Raw genomic sequence first — 19,613 nt, 5'->3', positions numbered from 1 at the left:
GTATAAATATACGATTTTCAAATATATAATATCAATTAGATACAAATTGACCATCTAATTCCCTCAGTACTCACATTTAAATTATCAGATGAAGCTGCAAAACCTGTAGATATGCTTGAAATGAGCAGGATTAAGAGTAAGCTTACTTTCAGTACTTTTGGCATATAATCCCTTGGAAACGCGAGTTTTGTTCATATTTCCCCTATTCTAAATCATCGTAAAAAAGAAAATTTACATAATTCGTAGTAAGTTTGGACCTAATTAGAGAGCAAATACAAAATATGGTGTTTTAGACAATATTGAATAGATCGTCTCCTTAAGAGCAAATTTGAAATCCATTAATTTTTGGACTTTCTCTGTTTTTTCTAACCACCTAACATTCAATGTATCAAATATGTTTACTATTTTATACTCCTTCAATAATTTTAAGGAACAGTTTCTGCAAATTCATTTCTTCCTCTTCGAACATAGATACCGTACCACCTGCCTTCTTGATGGCCTTTGCAATCTCAGTCCGAAGCTTCATTTTTGTATGTATATGCAAAGTTCTGTCCTGAATTTCAAGATCCTGCACGCCCTCTACTTTTTTTATGGCTTCTGCAGCTTCTGAAAGTGGAATATCCTCCACCTCGAGCAAATAATGCACACCTTCCTTTGCTCTTACAATGTCTCGCAAATCTTCTACAGAGCCAACTGCCAGAAGCTTCCCTCTTGCTATTATCGCTATGCGGTCGCAGATTTCCTGTACTTCTTCCATAGAATGTGAACTCAGAAAAACGGTCACTCCTTTGCTCCTGTTCAGGTCTTTTATAAGATCTCTCATCATCTGAGCACCAAGAGGGTCAATACCGCTTGTTGGTTCATCAAGGAAAAGGACCAGAGGTTCATTGATCAGAGCCTGAGCAAGCCCGAAACGCTTTCGCATTCCTGTTGAAAAACCGCCTATTTTCTGGTCAATGGCACGTGTAAGATCTACGGTTTCAAGCAGGCCTACGATTCTCTTTTCACGAACTTCGGGTCCTATATTATAGAGTTTTGCATAAAAACGCAGGTTCTGCCTTGCAGTGAGATTGTCATAAAAACCGGCAGGTTCAGGCAGAACTCCTGTCTGTTCCCTTATATTGATAATCTCACGGACAATATCAAAACCTGCAACCTTTCCGCTTCCTTCGCTTGGCTCAAGCAAACCAATAAGCATTTTCATAGTTGTGGTCTTGCCAGCTCCGTTTGGCCCAACAAAACCGAAGACTTCTCCTTTTCTTACCTGCAGGTTCAGGTTATCTACTGCACGAATTTGGTTTTCCTTTCCAAAAAATTTACTCAAATGAATAGTTTCTATTGCCAATTTATTTGTTTTTCGTACAACCCCACTTTGTCCTAATTCCATGTCCATTGATTCTATTCCACTTTGTCCTAATTCCATGTCCATTGATTCTGTTCCACTTTGCTCTAATTCCATACTCATCGATTATTCACCGCCTTCCGAATTTACGTACTACAAAAACAAGCACAATAATTGCAAAGCCCAGAAGAGCTATGCCAAGAAGTCCGCTACTTGATGATTTTTCAACATTCACCTTGATACTTTTCTCCGAACTCACAAGGTCGTCACTCTTTGCCCGGACGAAAATTTCCTTAACACCAGAACCTGCATTCGCATTTGCAGTAATCTGCACAGGTATGGTTTTTGACTCTCCTGCTTCCAGCTCTTCTATCGTTCCAAAGCCCTGGATCTGGCTGGTGATGCCGGTTACCTCGTTAATTTCAAGAGTAACATCTTCAAGAGGATCATTTCCTCTATTCTCTACGTTAATCCTGATTTCAGAGGAGCTTCCCGGATTCAATGTCAATTCACTGGGGTTTGAATCGACTTTAAGCAGCTCTGCATTTTCGAGGTTATTATTGATATTTACCTCAAGCTGCCTGGAAACAGTCCTGTTTCCGCTTACTGCTGCAACCGTAATAGGATAAAGCCCGCTCGTAGCATTCAGGAATGGCTTGACCTTAACAATGAAAGCCTGTTCTTCACCTGCACCAAGCATAAATGAAGAAAGCCTTTCGTCTTCGTCGTCGTCAGTTACAAATTCCGTGTTCCAGCCTTCAGGCTGGCTCAAAACTTTAAGATTCAGTTTAAGCGGCTGATCATACCGACTTCTCAAGGAAACTGCAAATTTGGCAGTCTTTTCAGGCCTAATTGCAAGTCCGACAATGCTGGAATTAAATTCGACGTATGCACTCAAATCCTCATTCTTTGCCATTTCGGGATTTATTGTTACACTTAGAGGCAAGAGTACACTCTGATTGCTTTTTTCAGGACATGCTGCCACTAAAACTTCATAATCTCCTTTTGTTGCATTGAGTGGAGGATTTACTGTAACACTAAACTGCTGATTTCCTTCTCCAGGGACTCCTAACCTGGTAATCCTTGTTCCATCCGTCGAAAGCAAGTCAACTCCCCACCCTTCGGGTTTTGAAACGAGATAAATCTGAAAATTTGCTCTGCTTTTATATTTGTTTTCGACGGTAGCTCCAAAACTGACAGGAATTCCAGGATGTGTCTTCTTTCCAGGAATGTCAGAGTAGATTTCCATGTTGGACATTGCATTCCTGTCGATTGTCACTGTAAATTCCTGATATACCGTATCATAGTTCCTTATACTTTCTCCATAAGGTCGTAAACCTATTTTTACAGGATATGCTCCGTCCTTTTCATTTTCAGGAACTCTTACTTTAAGAGTCAATTCCTTTTCACCCGCTTCTTCGGGTAGAGTAATCTGGCTTACCTGAGTGCCATCTGCATAGATACCTGCAGTCCAGTTTTCGGGTACTTTCTCCAGGAAAAATGTAACTGATGTACTCTCAGAAGTGTTGTATCCCTTTTCTAAGGTAAAGCTGAACTCCACCAGATCCCCAGGCTTTGCAACCTTGCCACTGATTTCGTTTAAGACTGCAAGACTGGAAAAATCGGCTCCTGCAGGGAAGGACATGAGAGGAAGTAACACCATCAGTAGGATTGGGAGGAGTTTCATTCCATTATCCGGTACTTATATCCCTCCTTAAAAAAGTCAAAAATGATAGAATAAAGAGTAACAAAGGAGCTATAATCAAAAATAGTAGATTAGACCAAAATTCATTAAACCATTGAAATAAAGTAAAGCGTGTATCAAAAACTCCCTCGATTACTGGTTCATTATTAATTCCTCCCCAACTAAGATCAATTTCTCCAACTGATATTTCACTGTAGTGATGAAGCGGAGAAATAGTTATTATTTTTGATGCAAGTTCATACGGATCTGACTGCCCGGTAACAATTGATGCGGTTGCAATAATGATCGAACCGGAAACAATGCAAATAGAAAGCCATATTATAACATTGTAGACCAACGAATCTTCAGCATCATTGGCTACAGTGGATAATAATATCGCAACTTCGGCGAAAATTAATACATATAAAAAATTGAAAACTATAAATGCTGTAATTCTTAGAAGTTCTGTTTCACTCATGTGAATACCAGAAAATATAAGAATGGTTCCGACCGGAACTATTGTAGAGAAGATAATGACAGTCATAAGAATGCCCATTATCCCGAGCATTTTGCCAGCTATGATGTTATCTCTGAAAACCGGATGAGTCAAAAGTACATTAAGAGATCCCGACTTTCTCTCTTTTATAATTGTATCGAATCCCAGTGCAATTCCGATCAGAGGTGAGAACCATCCTATTTGCCTAGTAACACCAGTAACACCACTGAAACCAGACATTAATGTAAATTCAGATCCTGTATGCTCTCCCAGATGTACACTTCTCCATGAAAAAACAAAAATTATAAGGGTATAAGTAGCAATCAAAGTTAAAAATAACGAGCCTGATACGAGATCAGCGAATTCTTTTTGTGCCACATGAAATACGTTTTTAATGTCCAAACTCTTATTTTTCATTTTTGTGCTCATAATCTTTCCCTCAGTTACTTATGTCCTGCTTCAAAAAAGCCACAAAAGACATTATAAGCAGTATTAAGGGCATTAACACTAATATCAAAACATCTGTCCAGTATTCTTCCACCCATTGACCAAGAGTGGAGCTGGTATTAAATAATATGATAGCATCGGGATTAGCTCTTGAAAAACCTCCCCATGACATAGATGGATGACCCATTACAAGCTCTGAATAGTAATGAACAGGCGTTAGTTTTTGGAGCTGTGCGTTGACTTCAAGAACATTTTCATTATTACCTAATTCAAAAACCGATTGGTCAGTAACAGTAGAAGAAATCATCATAATAAAACCGCCAAATACAACGCATAAGATCAGCCAGGCACAGATCCCATTACCGAGAGAATTGATTGCATTTTTTGAAATAATTGAAGTGAATATTCCCAATAACAAAAAAATAGACAAATAAAGGTAGGTCAGTGCTGTGAAGACAAGAACTCGGTTCAGTTCGGTAAAAGCTACTTGAGTACCGGAAACAAGCAGTATAGTTCCTACTGACACCATTACAGCAATAAAAACCACAAGAACAAGAGTTATCATTCCACCCAGAATTTTACCTGTGATAATGTTGTCCCTGTACAATGGATGGGTCAAGAGAACATTTAAGGATGCAGATTTTTTCTCTTTGACTATGCTGTCAAAGCCAAGAGATATTCCTAGCAAAGGTAGAAACACTGCAATTATCTGGGTTACATCGATAAAACCCGTTTCAAATATATTGATACCTTTTACTGAAGCGCGGTAACTAAAAGAAAACAAAATTATTGCAAAAACTGAAACTAGGGAAATAAATCTCAAGCTCAATAAGTTATCTGCAAACTCTTTCTGTGCAACCACTAAAATGTTTTTAATACTCCATTCCATTCATATCCCCTGATTTACTCCATTATTTTTTGTTTATTTTATGAAAAAATAGTGCAGATATAAGCCCAAAGCACACTAAATATGCAGTAAATCCAGGCAGTTCTGCATCGTTTGCATCTAATGGATGCACAATCTCCGGGGTAACTTCATTACTAATTTTCTGTTCACCGGTATCTTTAACTGTGACCATCCGCCTTGCGGTAGAGTACCCTTCTTTAACAGCTCTGATCTGAAACTCTCCTTCTTTGCTAAACCTATATGCTAAAGTTCCTTTTTCGTCTGTTGTTCCTACAGATTCATTCCCTACAAAAATAGTTACATTACCAATTTTTCCGGAACTTGATCTGACTGAAACATTAATCTCAGTCTCAACCTCAATACTTCCTTCAATTTCCAAGAGCATTGGCAAATCATATTCTGGTAATTCCAGAAGATAATCCTGAGAAGCATAGCCTTCGTAAGAGTTTCCTTCATAGGAAGAGGTTTCTGGAGAAAATGTCCTTACAATGAGATAACGTCCAGATGGACTCCAGCTAATCTCCTCAATATAAGAAACGGGAAGTTTAATTGTCTTTATTTCTTTTGTGGACGTGTTGATTACAGCTAGCATATTACTTTGAGTTTCATTTGCAACTCCAAGAACTAGATCTCCGTTGTTATTCCATGCATATCCGTTTTGGAATATATTCCAATGTTTTTCTCCCGAACCGCTGCTGGACATTAAAATATATTCAATGATACCTTGATCAGATAACCTATTGTATTTACTGGAAGAGTGGGTTATTTCGATAAATTTTCCAGAGGGACTTAAAGATACAACAAAATCACTGGAACTGCTAAACAATCGGGTTTTGTTGCTACCATCTATGGACATAGAATAAAGAGTATATATGTTTCCAGTCTCATTTTCCGAGAGTTCCTGAAATATAATATTATTACTGTCAAGTAGCCATCCATAGACAATACCGTAATTAAGAGATACCACCTTATTGGATTTTTGATGTTCTACATCAATTATGTGTATATTAGAAATTAACTTGCCAGGTTCTTCGTTCCCTATAAATTCGTATGCAGCAAGTTTACTGCTATCAGGGCTCCATACGGCCCTATCAAAACAAATATTATCTGCTGAAAAAACTGTGTTAACCTCATTGTTTGCAGGATTTAGAATGAAAAGATCTCCTTTTTCTGCAAAAACGACCCTTTTTTCATCAGGAGACCAGATAAAATCATTGTTACTAAATTTAGTTTTATAATTTTTTATAGGAGTTTCGTTTGAAACGTTATTTTCAAGGTCCAGAATAAATATAGAGGATTCTTTTTTTTCATTAAAGCCAGCGTACAGCAACTTATCGCCTTTAGGAGACCATTCATAAACAGGTCCCTCCAAAGAAATTTGTTCTTTTGTGAGTAAATTAAGACTTTCTGAGTCAACCACATTGATGCTATGGATTCCGCCAATAAAATGAACATTACCGTCCGAAGATTCCTGATATAGAAATGAATCTCCCGAAGGATTCCATACTGGTATGGCTATTCCATTGTGTTTATTTCTCTCACGAGTATAAGGTGTGTTTTCAGCCCAAGCTATGAGTTTTTCTCTGGATCCGTCTCCATTTGCTATATATAGAGCCTGTACCTGTCCCAGTGTTGTTCGGCTTACCTCATTCTTTGTACAGACATTGATTATTACAAAAACTAAAACACGAGTTCCAGACGGATCCCAATTAAAAGACAATATTGGGCTTCCATATACATCAAGACGGCTTTTGTCTACATGGCTTAAGGCATCTTTACCAATAGTTTGATTGAGGTCAGATATCAACGAGGCTTCCATTGGATCAGGACTTATATCATCTGCAGAAACTAAACCCGTTGCAGAAACCATCAACAAGAAAATCAATAGTATATTTCTAAGTACGTACTTTCTATCCATTATTTGCACCAGGTAAAAAATAAAAATAAAAGAAGAAAAAATTTAATTTTTCCTTTAGTCATATCTCCCAACTATGAAGTCATACTCTGCGCCCGTATCTCCTCTCATTTCAATTCGAGGCCAAGCATTACTTGAGGCTTCTCCCCAATGGTCGTTGTAGTAAGGGCTATTACATACATGTGCTTTAATAGTGCTCGATGTTTTGTACTGAAGCATTTCTCCCTGGTTATCACGGTAAAATATGTACCTTAAATCAATGTACACATCTTCACCACCTTCTGCAGCAAACTTAAACCAATCTCCAGTTGAGGAGCCTTTTGTGTACTCTCCAAAATAGTCGTATTCTCCCTCTGGAACGGTGATAGTTGACGCACCACTGTAGCTGCTCCCTCCAGCAGCCATGACGGTTCCAGCATTTACAAGGAGAAGCATAATAAGCAGTATACCACTTCTAAGCTTTCTCTTTATTTTCATTTACTTTTACCTCATGTATTCTACTCCAGAGGCAGAATTAGTAAACCTTAAGTGTTATGAGGCTAACATAACCATGCCTCCGGGCATATGGAGTTCAAATGGGTCTTTCAGAGTAAATTTGAACTCCATTAATTACTATTAACACAAATTATATAAACTGTAAAGGTTTTAACGGAATCATTAAACTATCAAACTAGATGCTTAATTTATGATTTAATTTTAGCATAGTGTTCTTAACATTAAGAGTCAGTTGAGATATTTTAAAAAAATTAGGCACGAATGTAAAAGCTGGGCAATAAAAAGATACTTTGAGTTCTTGTTTTTAAGATTTAATTATCCAAAAAAATTAAGCAAAACGCGCACTAACGTGGATAAGTAAAATTATTTCACATTTATGAGAGACTCAGAATATAACTTTTGAGAACAAAGAGTTTAAGTGAAATGGATAAGCATTTTTACTTGAGTTGTTACTCAAAAAGTTTCATGTACATCTTTTTCAATTGTATCCCGATAATTAGGATTTATATTGTATATTGTACTCTTTCCTGCCCGATTTTCTTCAATAATATCTAGTTCCTTTAATTGTTTTATATACCATGTAATTGCACTTTTGGACATTCCTGTTTTCCTGGCAAGATCTCCGTTGGTGTTGCATTCTTCCCTTAATATCTCAAAAATTATCTTTCGGGTCATCTCATTTTGGAGGACTGAAATAACCTGTTTTTCTTCCTCACCGTATGTAGAATTATTCTGAAAATATCGGACTTTTCCACAATCATTTTGAGCTTCAATCAAATTTTGTGTTTCGAGAATATTGAGATGATAGCGAAGAGTTTCCCGGTTAAGGTTCATATTATCTGCAATTTCACTGCTGCAGGTGCCTGGACAGGCTTTAATGAAGTTATATATGTGCTTTCTCTTCAGAATTCCAACAGCATTTGGATGGTCCACAACTCGAAATCCAAGTATTATAAAAATAAGCTTTGCAAAGTATAGAATTACGTCTATTATTGATAAAATTTGCATCGCAGCCAGCCAGAGCAGAAACTGCCAGTAAGGTATTACAGTATCTTCTACTATCTGTACGTCTTCTCCAGCTATTGATTCCCCAAATTTATCGCCCGGAGCAGGGCTTACAATGTATTCAGTAGCCTCAGCTGTTAATATTGAAAATAAAAATAAAAAACAAAGAAGACAGAGTCTCCTATAATTAATGCAGCGCAACACCAAATGTATAGCTCTGTGTTCCACTAACTGATTCCCCATAAACTTTGAACTTCCAGGTTCCCTGTTGCACGTATCCCTGAGAGGGATCTATATTGATGCGTATCCTACCATTTACGCTTCCATCAGAGTTATCGCTGTAAGTTCCAAGTTTGCTTCCTGAGGGAGTGTAAACGCTAAGAGTCAGGGAATCACTTGTGTCTCCCCAGTTCAAATCCACTTCTAGATAATTCACTCCTGAACCTACGTTTACATTGTGAGTTATGGTATGTCCTTGGCTTATGGACTGGATTGACCGTAGGGAAGAAACGGAATTCTCTATATCAAAAGGATTTTCTATCCAGGAGCTAACAACGTAATCTTCTCCAGTAGAATCTAAAACAACTTTATTTTTCGAGTTTTCTGAGTATCCTTTTTGGCAGAAACCGCAGGAACAGCCACTAATCCTATTATAAAGCATAAAATCAATAATTTCCAGATTTTCATAGTATCACCCAAAAATAAATTATAAATAACTACATATATAGTTTCTGCTATAACTTTAAAAAGACAAATATACTATTATATAATTATTCATTATGAAATTTATAAGTCGCCTGAAAAAAGATGCAAATATTCCTTTTATCAAGAATAATTCTTCAAAAAAGAGAAAAACCGGTGAGGCTATTTTATTCTCTACATCAAGATAAAATCTTAAACTTTATAAGTTGGCTTTGAAAGTTTTTCAGAGCATCTTCTTTCTATGTTTTTTCCAGGATTTACATTCATAAATTTCTGTAGTTTTTGATTGCGTTTTGTATTTTTTCAGAGATTTCTGTAGAGCCCTAAGTATTCTTTAGGTTATGTAGATGGACTTATAATTCTGGATGTAAGTTCAGTGGAAAATGATTCTTTTTTGGCAAGAACTGTATTTTTGATGAGTTGACCTTGTTTTGGGTATTCTTCTCAAATTAATATTCCTATTTGAGTAGTTTAATTAATAAACTCTTTCTATTTTGAATACATTTAGTAACACTCTTATATATTCAGGTAATATCAGCTATGTGTCGTTAGTGTCTTTATTCATATTACAGGTGATTAGGTAGGTTAAATTCACAAATAAGGTGCTCTGTGATGAAAAAGAAGTTATTATTTTCTATTTTCCTGACAGCCCTGATTTTAATGACGGCGGGCTGTACTGATCAGGACAGTGCTCAGGCCGGGACACCGGCTGCAAACGCTTCCGGTCAGACCGGGACATTGGTTGAGAACCTTTCAGACGGATCAAAATATGTGGATATTGTTAATCTAAGCGGCGGAGATTGTGGTTATCCGCAGCCTTTTACGATATACCCGAGGGGTCCTGGGTCATCAAAAGTTGGAATGATCTTTGACAGTCTGTTCGAAAGGGATGAAAAAGGTATAATTCCCTGGCTGGCTGAAAGCTGGGATGTCAATTCAAATGGAACAGAATATACGGTTTATCTTCGTGAAGGTGTCAACTGGAGCGATGGAATACCTTTTACGGCAAATGATGTTAAATTTACTTTCGATTATGAGCAGAAAAATGTGCCCGTTTCAGGTGGAATTGAGGCTGGTATTATAGACAATGTTCAGGTCGTGAATTCAAGTGCCGTAAAGTTCGTACTTGCCCAGCCTGTTTCTACATTCATTTATAAACTCACAAGTTTTGAAATCATACCTGAGCATATATATAAAAATGTCTCAGACCCTGCAAGTTTCCTTGATCCAAAAGCAGTCATCGGTACTGGCCCGTACATTCTTGATGAGTACAATAAAGAGCATGGGACATACCGGTTTGTGGCAAATGAGAACTTCTGGGGACCGAAACCAGCCGTTAGAGTCGTCGAATTTGTTCCGGTCAGTGATTCTTTAATAGCTTTTGAACAGGGAGAAATTGATTTCACAAGTATATCGCCTGATACTCTTGACAGGTTCAAATCAGACTCTGATATAAGAATAGTCCAGCAGCCGGCTTTCTGGGGTTACCAGTTTTATTTCAATATGAAAAAATGTCCGGAGCTAAATGACAGCAGAATAAGGCAGGCCTTTGCTTATGCCATTAACCGTGACGAACTGGTGGAAAAGATCGCAAGAGGCGCAGGTAAAGCCGGTAAAATGGGCATACTCTCTGAAGATCACATCTGGTATAACTCTGACCAGCCGAAGTATGACTACAACCCGGATAAGGCAAAAGCATTGCTTGACGAGGCTGGATGGACCGATACAGACGGCGATGGAATACGTGATAAAAATGGGGAAAAACTGTCATATATATTATCTCTCGGCAGTAGCGAAGTCCGTATCGGTGAACTTATAAAAGAAAGGCTAAGTGAAGTAGGAATTGATGTTCAGGTGAAAGCCCTTGAGAGCAAATCCCGTGATGCCAATCTAAAGAATGGAGATTTTGAACTTGCAATCAGCGGCTTTGGTGGCTGGGGACAGGATGCAGATTATCTCCGTACAAGATACTGTGATACCGGTTCGCAGTCAGGAAGTGTATCATCTGACGCATCAGTGTTTGGTTACCACAATGATACCCTGAATGCTCTTGGCACTCAGGAATTGCAGGAATTGAACGATAGTAAACGAAAAGAAATAGTATACACTATGCAGACCACGCTTGCTAATGATGTACCTGCAATACCGCTCTATTATACTACATCGTATGATGTATGGCGCATTTCAAAATATGACGGCTGGATGAACAGGTATGACCACCATGCAAGAACACAGTGTATTCTTTCGTATTTAGAGAGGGATGGAGTTGCAGCAAAAAGATAATATTGATAACCTGATCGAATGCTGGAAAAAAGCTACAGGTAATGGTCTGATCCAGGATGAGGGCAGGATGGCAGAGTTCTGGAACAAACGTTCTGGTAACTATGCCAATAATATTGAAAAAGATAACAGAAAGAAGAGGACCGATGAGATTCTCGAATTTCTTGAAGAGGCCGGCTTTAATCCCGAAGGTTCCAGAGTCCTGGATATCGGGTGCGGGCCCGGTACTCTCTCTCTTCCTCTTTCAAAGCTCGGAGCAGAGGTGACAGCACTTGATATCTCATCCGGGATGCTTGACAGACTGAAAGATTCTGTAAAAAAAGAATCTCTTCCGGTAGATATCATTGAATGCTCCTGGTGGACCGCAGACATAGATGACCTTGGGTTCCGGAATAAGTATGACCTGGTAATTGCGTCCATGACACCTGGAGTAAAGGATATCGAGAGTTTTGACAAGATGATGGCGTGCTCAAAAAATCTCTGTTACTACAGTAACTTTCTTAGACGAGAAGAGGACAGGGCGTATCGTGATATCAGGAGTTCGATACTTGGTGAAAAATCCGAGAATAACATGAACGGCATAGTTTATCCATTCATGTATCTTTACCTCTCAGGCTACAAGCCGTCGCTTCGGGTCAACCATTCCGAATGGAAGGAAGAACTAAACTGGAAAGAGACGGCAGAACAGGCAATAGGGTTCATTGGGCGAGGACTGGATTTTGATGATGAAACTAAACAAAAAATAATGGATTATTATCAAAATGTCTCTCCGGATGGAATCTACCGTTCTGAGTCGGATGTATATACCGGTATGATGGTTTGGGAAGTTAACGGCAAATAATCGGATAGTAAAGGGATAAGATGATTGGATGGTAAATGACAGGAATTCGTTTATTTTCAGGTCATTATCGACGCTTCTTGTAATTCTTGTCATTAATTTTTTTTTACCAAGGATGATGCCTGGAGACCCATTCTCAACCACTTCCGCAGATGAAGTAGGGGGAGAGATTATTGTAATGACAGAGGAGCAGCATCTTTATTACGTAAACTATTACGGACTTGACAGGCCGCTTTATGAACAGTTTTTATCATATATGAAGAACCTGATGACTGGCAATCTTGGAAGGAGTATTTATTACAAAATGCCTGTCAGTGACGTAATAATGCTCCATCTTCCCTGGACTATATTAATTGTCGTGAGTGCTACAGTAGTCAGTACAATTTCCGGTGTGGTTCTCGGAACACTTTCGGCAAAGAACCGGAAGAAGGGGAGTGATAGAATTATGATGACGGGCATGATTGCCTTTGCAGAAATTCCTTCTTTTTTGCTCGGCCTGATCCTGCTTCTGATTTTTAGTGTATATTTCAGGCTTTTTCCACTTGCAGGTGCTGTTACACCCTTCGCACATTATAATGGTCCGACAGATCAGGTCCTGGATATATTGTACCACGCCTTTCTTCCTGTTCTGACTCTATCACTTTCACAGCTGACCGGCGTGTACCTGCTCACCAGAAACACATTGATTACAGTGACCACAAAGGATTATATCAGGACTGCCCGAGCTAAAGGTCTGGGTGAAAAAAATGTCTGGATCCGTCACGCACTCCGAAATGCACTGCTCCCGGTAGTCACAAGAACAGGTTTTATGATTGGCATAATGATGGGGGGTGTTGTACTGGTTGAAAATGTCTTTTCTTATCCAGGCATAGGGATGACACTCAGAAGTGCTGTAGTCGGCCGGGATTATCCGCTTATTCAGGGTATTCTTTTGGTAATTGCAGTCTCCATACTTATTTGCAACCTTTTGGTTGACAAAATATACGGGAAACTTGATCCGAGGGTTGTGATATGATAAAGGATACTGATGCTTCTGGAAATGCCGGAATACTTTCTTTTATTCAGGCTTTAAATATTAATAAAACTAATATAATTAACAGAGTTAACAGAATTGGCAGAGTTAACAGAATTGATAGAGTTAACAGAATTGGCAGAGTTAACAGAATTGATAGAGTTAACAGAATTGGCAGAGTTAACAGAATTGATAGAGTTAACAGAATTGGCAGAGTTAACAGAATTGATAGAGTTAACAGAATTAATAAAATTGTAAGCAGCGTATCTAGGCCATTTTCCAGGTTCAGTACTGAAGGTAAAATTGGTATCTTTGGAATTCTCTGCATAATTTTAATGGCAGTTTTTGCTCCTGTGATAACAACTTATTCTCCTCAGAGAATTACAGGCGATTCACTTGAACCTCCTGGTTTCGGGCACATACTTGGAACCGATGAACTTGGTATGGATATCTGGTCACAGATATGTTACGGTGCAAGAATGAGCCTTACAATAGGTCTTGCAGTAGCCTTTATATCAGGCTTTGGAGGAGGAGCCATTGGAATACTTGCCGGATATATTGGAGGGTATATTGATCAGGGCCTTATGAGAGTAATTGATGTGACAATGGCTCTTCCAAGCTTTCCTCTTCTGATTGTAATATCTGCTTTTCTAGGGCCAAGCATTCTTAACGTAATTCTTATCCTTGTCCTTTTCAGCTGGGCCAAACCCGCACGTATTGCACGTTCCCAGACGCTGTCGTTAAAGAAAAACAGCTATATTATTGCCGCCAGGAACTACGGTGCAAAGCCGTTTTACCTGCTCTGGAGACATATACTTCCTGAAATTCTGCCTGTTCTTTTCGTGCTTGTCATCGGTATATCCTCACATGCAATCGTAGCCGAAGCAGGACTTGCTTTCCTGGGCCTCGGAGACCCTACTTCCAAGAGCTGGGGAATGATGCTCAATCATGCAACCGGTTTCCGTTCAATATATTTTACACCTTACTGGCAATGGTGGTTACTGCCTCCGTTATTTATGCTCATATTCCTTCTTCTCTGTCTTGCGTTCATAAGCAGGGATATGGAGAGAATACTTGATCCAAAATTAAAAATGAAGAAAGGTTTCTGATCATGAGTCTGCTTAAAATAAATAATCTTAAATGCCACTATTTAACCGACATTGATACTGTTAAGGCTGTTGACGGCATTTCTTTTGAGATTGAAGAAAGAGAAATTCTGGGTATTGTTGGAGAATCAGGAAGTGGCAAGACCACTGTTGCACTCGGGATCATGGGGCTTTTGCCGGAAAATACAGCTGTTTCCGGTGAGATTCTTTACAGGAATGAGGTAATCTCTTCTTTGCCTGAACCTGAAATGAACAGATTCAGATGGAAGGATATTGCAATAGTTTTTCAGAATGGCCTGGAGGTAATGAACCCTGTTTTGAAAGTAGGCGTTCAGGTAACGGAACCAATGATAAAGCACCTTGATATCAGCCCTGAAAAAGCACGGAGTAAATGTGCTGATCTGTTCAGGACTGTCGGCCTTGACCCTAAATGGATGGATTCATATCCGCATCAACTTTCCGGAGGTATGAGGCAGAAGGTTCTTCTGGCAATGGCTCTGTCATGCGATCCTAAACTACTGGTTCTCGATGAGGTTACTTCTGCCCTTGATGCATTTACCCGTAAGGAAATCAGGGACCTTCTGGTCGATCTTCAGAAGAATGGATATACGATGTTAGTGATCTCTCATGATATCACTTTCGTGTCTTCTGTTGCGTCCAGAATTGCTGTTATGTATTCAGGAAAGGTTATTGAAACAGGACCTGTAAGGGATATTCTCGTATCTCCCCTTCATCCTTATACAAGGGGCCTTGTCCATTCGACCCCGGATATTTTCGTTTATAAAGATTTATGGGGAATTCCCGGCGATGTACCTTCAGGAGATGAATTTGAGGGCTGTCCTTTTAGCCCGAGATGTACACAGAGGATCGATATATGCAATAAAACTTCCCCGGTTCTTGTGCCTGCAGGAGAGGGACGAGAAATTGCATGCCATAGAGGTGGCATAGCAGGTCTTCTGGCGGCTAAAAATCTGAACTTCAGCTATCGTCTGCCAGATGGTGAATATCTTCAGGCAGTTAATAATGTTAACCTGGAAGTGATGGAAGGAGAGGTTCTTGCAATTGTCGGACAGACCGGTTCGGGTAAGTCAACCCTTGCGCATATCCTTGCAGATGTAATAAGGCCTGAATGCGGAGATGTATTGTTTATGGGTGGGAATGTTTTCGGTGGAAACTATGGAAGCAGGTTCAATGGCATTCAGATAGTATTCCAGGACCCGTTCAGTTCAACCAGCAACAGGTTTACTGTGCTTGATGCAATCAAAGAGCCTCTTTATATCAATAAGATCGGGTCAAACGGAGATAGACTGCAAATGGTTAAAAGTGCCCTTGAACTTGTTCGTCTTCCCAGCAGTGATAATTTTCTTCGCAAGTATTGCGGTGAACTCAGCGGCGGTCAAAGGCAGAGGGTTGCACTTGCAAGGGCAATGGTTATGGAGCCAAAACTCCTTATTGCCGATGAGATAACTTCGGCTCTGGATGTTTCAACATCTGCAAATATATTGCGTCTTTTAAAGGGCCTTCAGAACAGGAGAGGATTTGCAATGATATATATTTCACACGATCTCTCCCTTACATTGAAGATTGCTGACAGGATAGCGGTTATGAATTCCGGAAAGATTATAGAGATAGGAAATTCTCATGATGTGATGCTTTCACCTTCTGATGAGTATACAAAAAGGCTTGTGGGTTCGAGAATAGGATTGTGCTGTCATACTCATTAAGCATCACGATCTTTTTTAAAATTCGTAAACCAGCACTGTTTATTTTTGTTAGTGATATGCTAATTTCTGATATGCTAATTTCTGATATGCTAATTTCTGATATGCTAATTTCTGATATGTGAACTTCTAATGTGAACTTCTAATGTGAACTTCTAATGTGAACTTCTAATGTGAACTTCTAATATGAACTTCTAATATAATTTCTGGAAATTGCTTAAAAATCCTGGTTTGAAGGTTTTCTCAGGTATGAAGGTTTTACTCAGGTTTGAGGGTCTTGTTTAACATGAGTGCAATAATAGTTAAAGAGTTGACAAAAAAATTTGGAGAATTTACTGCCGTTGACAGTGTCTCATTTTCGGTTGAGCCTGGAGAACTTTTCGGGCTTTTAGGCCCTAATGGTGCGGGAAAGACGACTATAATCAATATGCTGACTACTCTTCTTCTTCCTACGTCAGGAGAAGCTGAAATTGCAGGATATGGTCTTGGAAGGGATCCTGATTCGATCAGGACTAATATAGGAATAATATTTCAGGACCCTTCACTTGATATAGGGCTTACCGGGAGAGAAAATCTTGAGTTCCATGCCATGATGTACAACATCCGTTCAAATGAGCGGAAAAAAAGAATTCAGGAAGTGTTTGATGTTGTGGGGCTGACTGACAAAGCTGAAATTCTTGTTGAAAATTATTCGGGCGGAATGAAGAGGCGGCTTGAAATTGCAAGGGGGCTTATTCATTATCCAAAAGTTTTGTTTCTGGATGAACCTACTCTCGGGCTTGACGCACAGACCAGGAGATCAATATGGGAGTACATAAGAAACCTGAATAGAAATTACGGTACATGTGTCATTCTGACTACTCATTATATGGAAGAAGCTGATTTTCTATGTGACAGAATTGCCATAATTGATCATGGAAAGATAATTGCACTCGATACTCCGTCAGGTCTGAAGAGCCGTTTACTTGGAGACTGTGTCAGCCTGACTATTGAAGGAAGGATCGATCTCATCGCGACTGCACTTGGGGAAAAAGAATGGGTAAGGGAAGTTATTCCTGATGGAAAAACGCTTGATCTCATTCTATCGGATTATGAGAAAAATATCCCTGAAATTTTTCAGACTGCCTCCAACCTGGGTGTCAGGATCAGTTCGATAAATTTCAGTAAACCAAGCCTTGAAGATGTTTTTATTCGCCTGACAGGCTCAACAATACGGGAACAGGAAGGCAGTAGGAAGTCAGTAAGACAGGAAAGAATGAGAAGGAGGATGCTCCGATGATTCAGGCAAGAGTTATATATGTTCTCTGGCGGCGTGAGATGATAAAGTATTTCAGGGTCAGGTCCAGAATAGCGGGTGCTATTGGCATGCCGGCTTTTATGCTGATCTTTCAGGGTATGGGCTTTAGAAAAGTGGAATTTCCGGGTCTGCCTGCATCAATAGGATATTTTCAGTATCTTGTGCCTGGTATTATCGGGATGACTCTTCTTTTTACGGCTGCTTATGCAGGTATGAGTGTCATAATGGATAAGCAATTCGGATTTTTAAAAGAGGTTATGGTTACTCCCGCAAGCAGAATCTCTATTGTTCTTGGAATGATCTCCGGAAGTGCAACCACATCAATTATTCAGGCACTTATTATTATGTTGATGTCCGTATTACTTGGTTTCAGGCTGCCTTTGATTCATGCGGTTCTGTTCTCTATCGTGATAATGGCTCTTATATCTATGATCTTTATAAACATAGGATTAATTTTGTCATCCTTATTGAAAGACTTTCATGGGTTCAGTACGGTTATTAATTTTATTGCATTCCCTCTGTTCCTTTTATCCGGAGCTTTATTTCCGGTTTCAAATTTGCCGGCTCCTATAAGGATTTTATCTTATTTTGATCCTCTGACATATGGTGTTGACGCTTTGCGGGGAATATTGATTGGTCATTGTGAGTTCTCAATTGTTCTGAATATATCTATTCTTTTAACACTGTCAATTTTGATGGTCTGCGCCAGCAGTTATTTCTTCCAGAGGGCAGAGATAATATAGACGCATTTTCTCTTTTTAAACCGGAATAGTTATGGTTTTTGAAAGATAACAGCCAGGATACCTGAAAAATTTATTTCAAATAAGATAAATTGCGAGGATATTTTCCGTTCTGAGTGTCAGGGAAAAATCATTAATTGCCTGAAACCACAGGAAAACTTCCCGTGAAATAAAAGTAAAAGCCAGAGGAATTATTGCAGATAGGTTCAGTGAAGTAAATATTGCAGATAGGTTCAGTGAAGTAAATATTGCAGATAGGTTCAATGAAGTAATTATTGCAGATAGGTTCAACGAAGTAAATATTGCAGATAGGTTCAATGAAGTAAAAATCCAAGATTAATCAAAACTTAGTCATTTTTTCTAATGCATTAACAAATTAATTTATTATGTTATGAACTTATGTAACTGAAGCTTAATAGTCGTATATAATTAGAAACTCCAGATCTTTACTACACTTTCATCACTATATCTAAAATTTAATATATCTCTTTATATAATTAAGACTATGAAGTTCTTACTAATCTTTTTAATACTTATCTTCGTTCTCACGTCTACTGCTTCTGCAACAGTTACTATATTTCCAACCCCTCTTGGTGCAGGAACTCCTCCAGCGACAGCTCGTATAACCTGCTCCTGCGGGAATAGTTGCATTGATTATACAGCGACAGCGGTTTCGAACGATCCGCGAATAGTACAACTTAAGGATATATCAACAGGTAATGAGACATATATCAGATGGGATTTTGGAGACGGAACCTCTCTCGAAGGAACAAATATTACTCCATCACTAAAAAATCCGGTACATACGTTTCCAAAGAATGGTTATTACATTAGTTGTATGACTACCAGGAATAGTTGTTGTGGTCAGAAGTTATGGGTTCATATGACTATTATTATTACTGATGGAAATGCTACTGTGCCTTTTAAAGCTCCAGTTACTGCTTTTTCGGCAGCTCCAACCTCAGGAGAAGCGTCACTAAAGGTACAGTTTACTGATAAAAGTACACCATTTCCATATACTGATAAGAGTACAGGAGTTTCAACCTCATGGAAATGGAGTTTCGGAGATGGCACATATTCAACAGTTCAATATCCTTCGCACACTTACGGTAAAGCAGGAAACTATACTGTCAGTTTAACAATAAAGAATGCTAAGGGCAGTGACACTAAAACAATAAAGAACTATATTGTCGTAAACGATTTGAAAGCTTCAGTTGCTGCTTTTTCGGCGTCCACAACTTCAGGAAAAGCACCATTAAATGTTGCCTTTACTGACAAGAGCACAGGATCACCAGCTTCATGGGTATGGGACTTTGGAGACGGATCAAAGTCATTCCTCCAGAATCCAATTCATAAGTATTCCAGGGCAGGAGTATATACTGTTAGCTTAACAGTGAAGAATGCTGAAGGCAGTAATACTGCAACAAAAACAGAGTATGTACAAGTGACAGACAAACCGGTTGCAAATTTCACCAGTAATTTAGTATCAGGAAAACCCGCTCTTAAGATGCAGTTTACTGACAAGAGCGCAGGATCACCAGCTTCATGGAAATGGAGTTTTGGAGACGGATCGCAGTCATTTGTCCAGAACCCGGTGCATAAGTATTCAAAAGCAGGAAAATATAC

The 19,613-nt window shown here is 39.0% G+C and carries 16 protein-coding genes; 8 read left to right on the top strand and 8 right to left on the bottom strand.

Annotated features, from left to right (window positions below):
* Positions 1-406: 406 nt before the first annotated feature.
* The 8 genes from ASJ81_RS20570 to ASJ81_RS20535 all read right to left on the bottom strand — a co-directional run bounded on the left by ASJ81_RS20570 (position 407) and on the right by ASJ81_RS20535 (position 8,952).
* A complete protein-coding gene (locus ASJ81_RS20570; protein ID WP_095645994.1) occupies positions 407-1,465 on the bottom strand; it encodes an ABC transporter ATP-binding protein in 1,059 nt (352 codons plus the stop codon).
* A 7-nt stretch (positions 1,466-1,472) separates the two neighbouring features.
* Positions 1,473-3,029: a COG1470 family protein gene (locus tag ASJ81_RS20565; RefSeq protein WP_095645993.1), complete on the bottom strand. Its 1,557-nt coding sequence runs from the start codon at positions 3,027-3,029 to the stop codon at positions 1,473-1,475.
* Positions 3,030-3,033: 4 nt separating this feature from the next.
* Positions 3,034-3,951, bottom strand: coding sequence for an ABC transporter permease (locus ASJ81_RS20560; protein ID WP_095645992.1), 918 nt, complete (start codon positions 3,949-3,951; stop codon positions 3,034-3,036).
* Between the two features lie 10 nt (positions 3,952-3,961).
* A complete protein-coding gene (locus ASJ81_RS20555) occupies positions 3,962-4,858 on the bottom strand; it encodes an ABC transporter permease (protein WP_095645991.1) in 897 nt (298 codons plus the stop codon).
* 22 nt (positions 4,859-4,880) lie between these two features.
* On the bottom strand, positions 4,881-6,794 hold the full coding sequence (locus ASJ81_RS20550) for a hypothetical protein (RefSeq protein ID WP_170943429.1): 1,914 nt from the start codon (positions 6,792-6,794) through the stop codon (positions 4,881-4,883).
* A gap of 54 nt (positions 6,795-6,848) precedes the next feature.
* A complete protein-coding gene (locus tag ASJ81_RS20545) occupies positions 6,849-7,268 on the bottom strand; it encodes a hypothetical protein (RefSeq protein ID WP_095645989.1) in 420 nt (139 codons plus the stop codon).
* A gap of 471 nt (positions 7,269-7,739) precedes the next feature.
* On the bottom strand, positions 7,740-8,519 hold the full coding sequence (locus ASJ81_RS20540) for a winged helix-turn-helix transcriptional regulator (protein ID WP_095645988.1): 780 nt from the start codon (positions 8,517-8,519) through the stop codon (positions 7,740-7,742).
* Positions 8,479-8,952, bottom strand: coding sequence for a pre-peptidase C-terminal domain-containing protein (locus tag ASJ81_RS20535; RefSeq protein WP_245860390.1), 474 nt, complete (start codon positions 8,950-8,952; stop codon positions 8,479-8,481). Before ASJ81_RS20535 ends, ASJ81_RS20540 begins: the two co-directional genes overlap by 41 nt.
* Before the next feature lie 653 nt (positions 8,953-9,605).
* On the opposite strand from ASJ81_RS20535, the gene ASJ81_RS20530 reads away from it, so the two are divergent.
* The 8 genes from ASJ81_RS20530 to ASJ81_RS20495 all read left to right on the top strand — a co-directional run.
* On the top strand, positions 9,606-11,276 hold the full coding sequence (locus ASJ81_RS20530; RefSeq protein WP_245860389.1) for an ABC transporter substrate-binding protein: 1,671 nt from the start codon (positions 9,606-9,608) through the stop codon (positions 11,274-11,276).
* Positions 11,254-12,114 (top strand): class I SAM-dependent methyltransferase, encoded by an 861-nt coding sequence (locus ASJ81_RS20525; RefSeq protein WP_095645986.1) that lies wholly within the window; start codon positions 11,254-11,256, stop codon positions 12,112-12,114. The genes ASJ81_RS20530 and ASJ81_RS20525 overlap by 23 nt, the downstream gene beginning before the upstream one ends.
* Positions 12,115-12,142: 28 nt before the next feature.
* Positions 12,143-13,126: an ABC transporter permease gene (locus ASJ81_RS20520; RefSeq protein WP_095645985.1), complete on the top strand. Its 984-nt coding sequence runs from the start codon at positions 12,143-12,145 to the stop codon at positions 13,124-13,126.
* A complete protein-coding gene (locus ASJ81_RS20515; protein WP_245860388.1) occupies positions 13,123-14,232 on the top strand; it encodes an ABC transporter permease in 1,110 nt (369 codons plus the stop codon). Before ASJ81_RS20520 ends, ASJ81_RS20515 begins: the two co-directional genes overlap by 4 nt.
* A gap of 2 nt (positions 14,233-14,234) precedes the next feature.
* A complete protein-coding gene (locus ASJ81_RS20510) occupies positions 14,235-15,953 on the top strand; it encodes a dipeptide ABC transporter ATP-binding protein (RefSeq protein WP_095645984.1) in 1,719 nt (572 codons plus the stop codon).
* Positions 15,954-16,236: 283 nt separating this feature from the next.
* A complete protein-coding gene (locus ASJ81_RS20505; RefSeq protein ID WP_095645983.1) occupies positions 16,237-17,229 on the top strand; it encodes an ATP-binding cassette domain-containing protein in 993 nt (330 codons plus the stop codon).
* Entirely contained in the window at positions 17,226-17,990 is a 765-nt protein-coding gene (locus ASJ81_RS20500) for an ABC transporter permease (protein WP_095645982.1), read from the top strand. Before ASJ81_RS20505 ends, ASJ81_RS20500 begins: the two co-directional genes overlap by 4 nt.
* Positions 17,991-18,492: 502 nt before the next feature.
* Positions 18,493-19,613: PKD domain-containing protein (locus tag ASJ81_RS20495; RefSeq protein ID WP_095645995.1), on the top strand; the 1,121-nt coding region annotated here is incomplete at its 3' end.

The organism is Methanosarcina spelaei (assembly GCF_002287235.1).
GTDB lineage: Archaea > Halobacteriota > Methanosarcinia > Methanosarcinales > Methanosarcinaceae > Methanosarcina > Methanosarcina spelaei.
The sequence above is the reverse complement of the archived record's forward strand: the minus strand, read 5'-3'. Positions and strand labels throughout refer to the sequence as shown.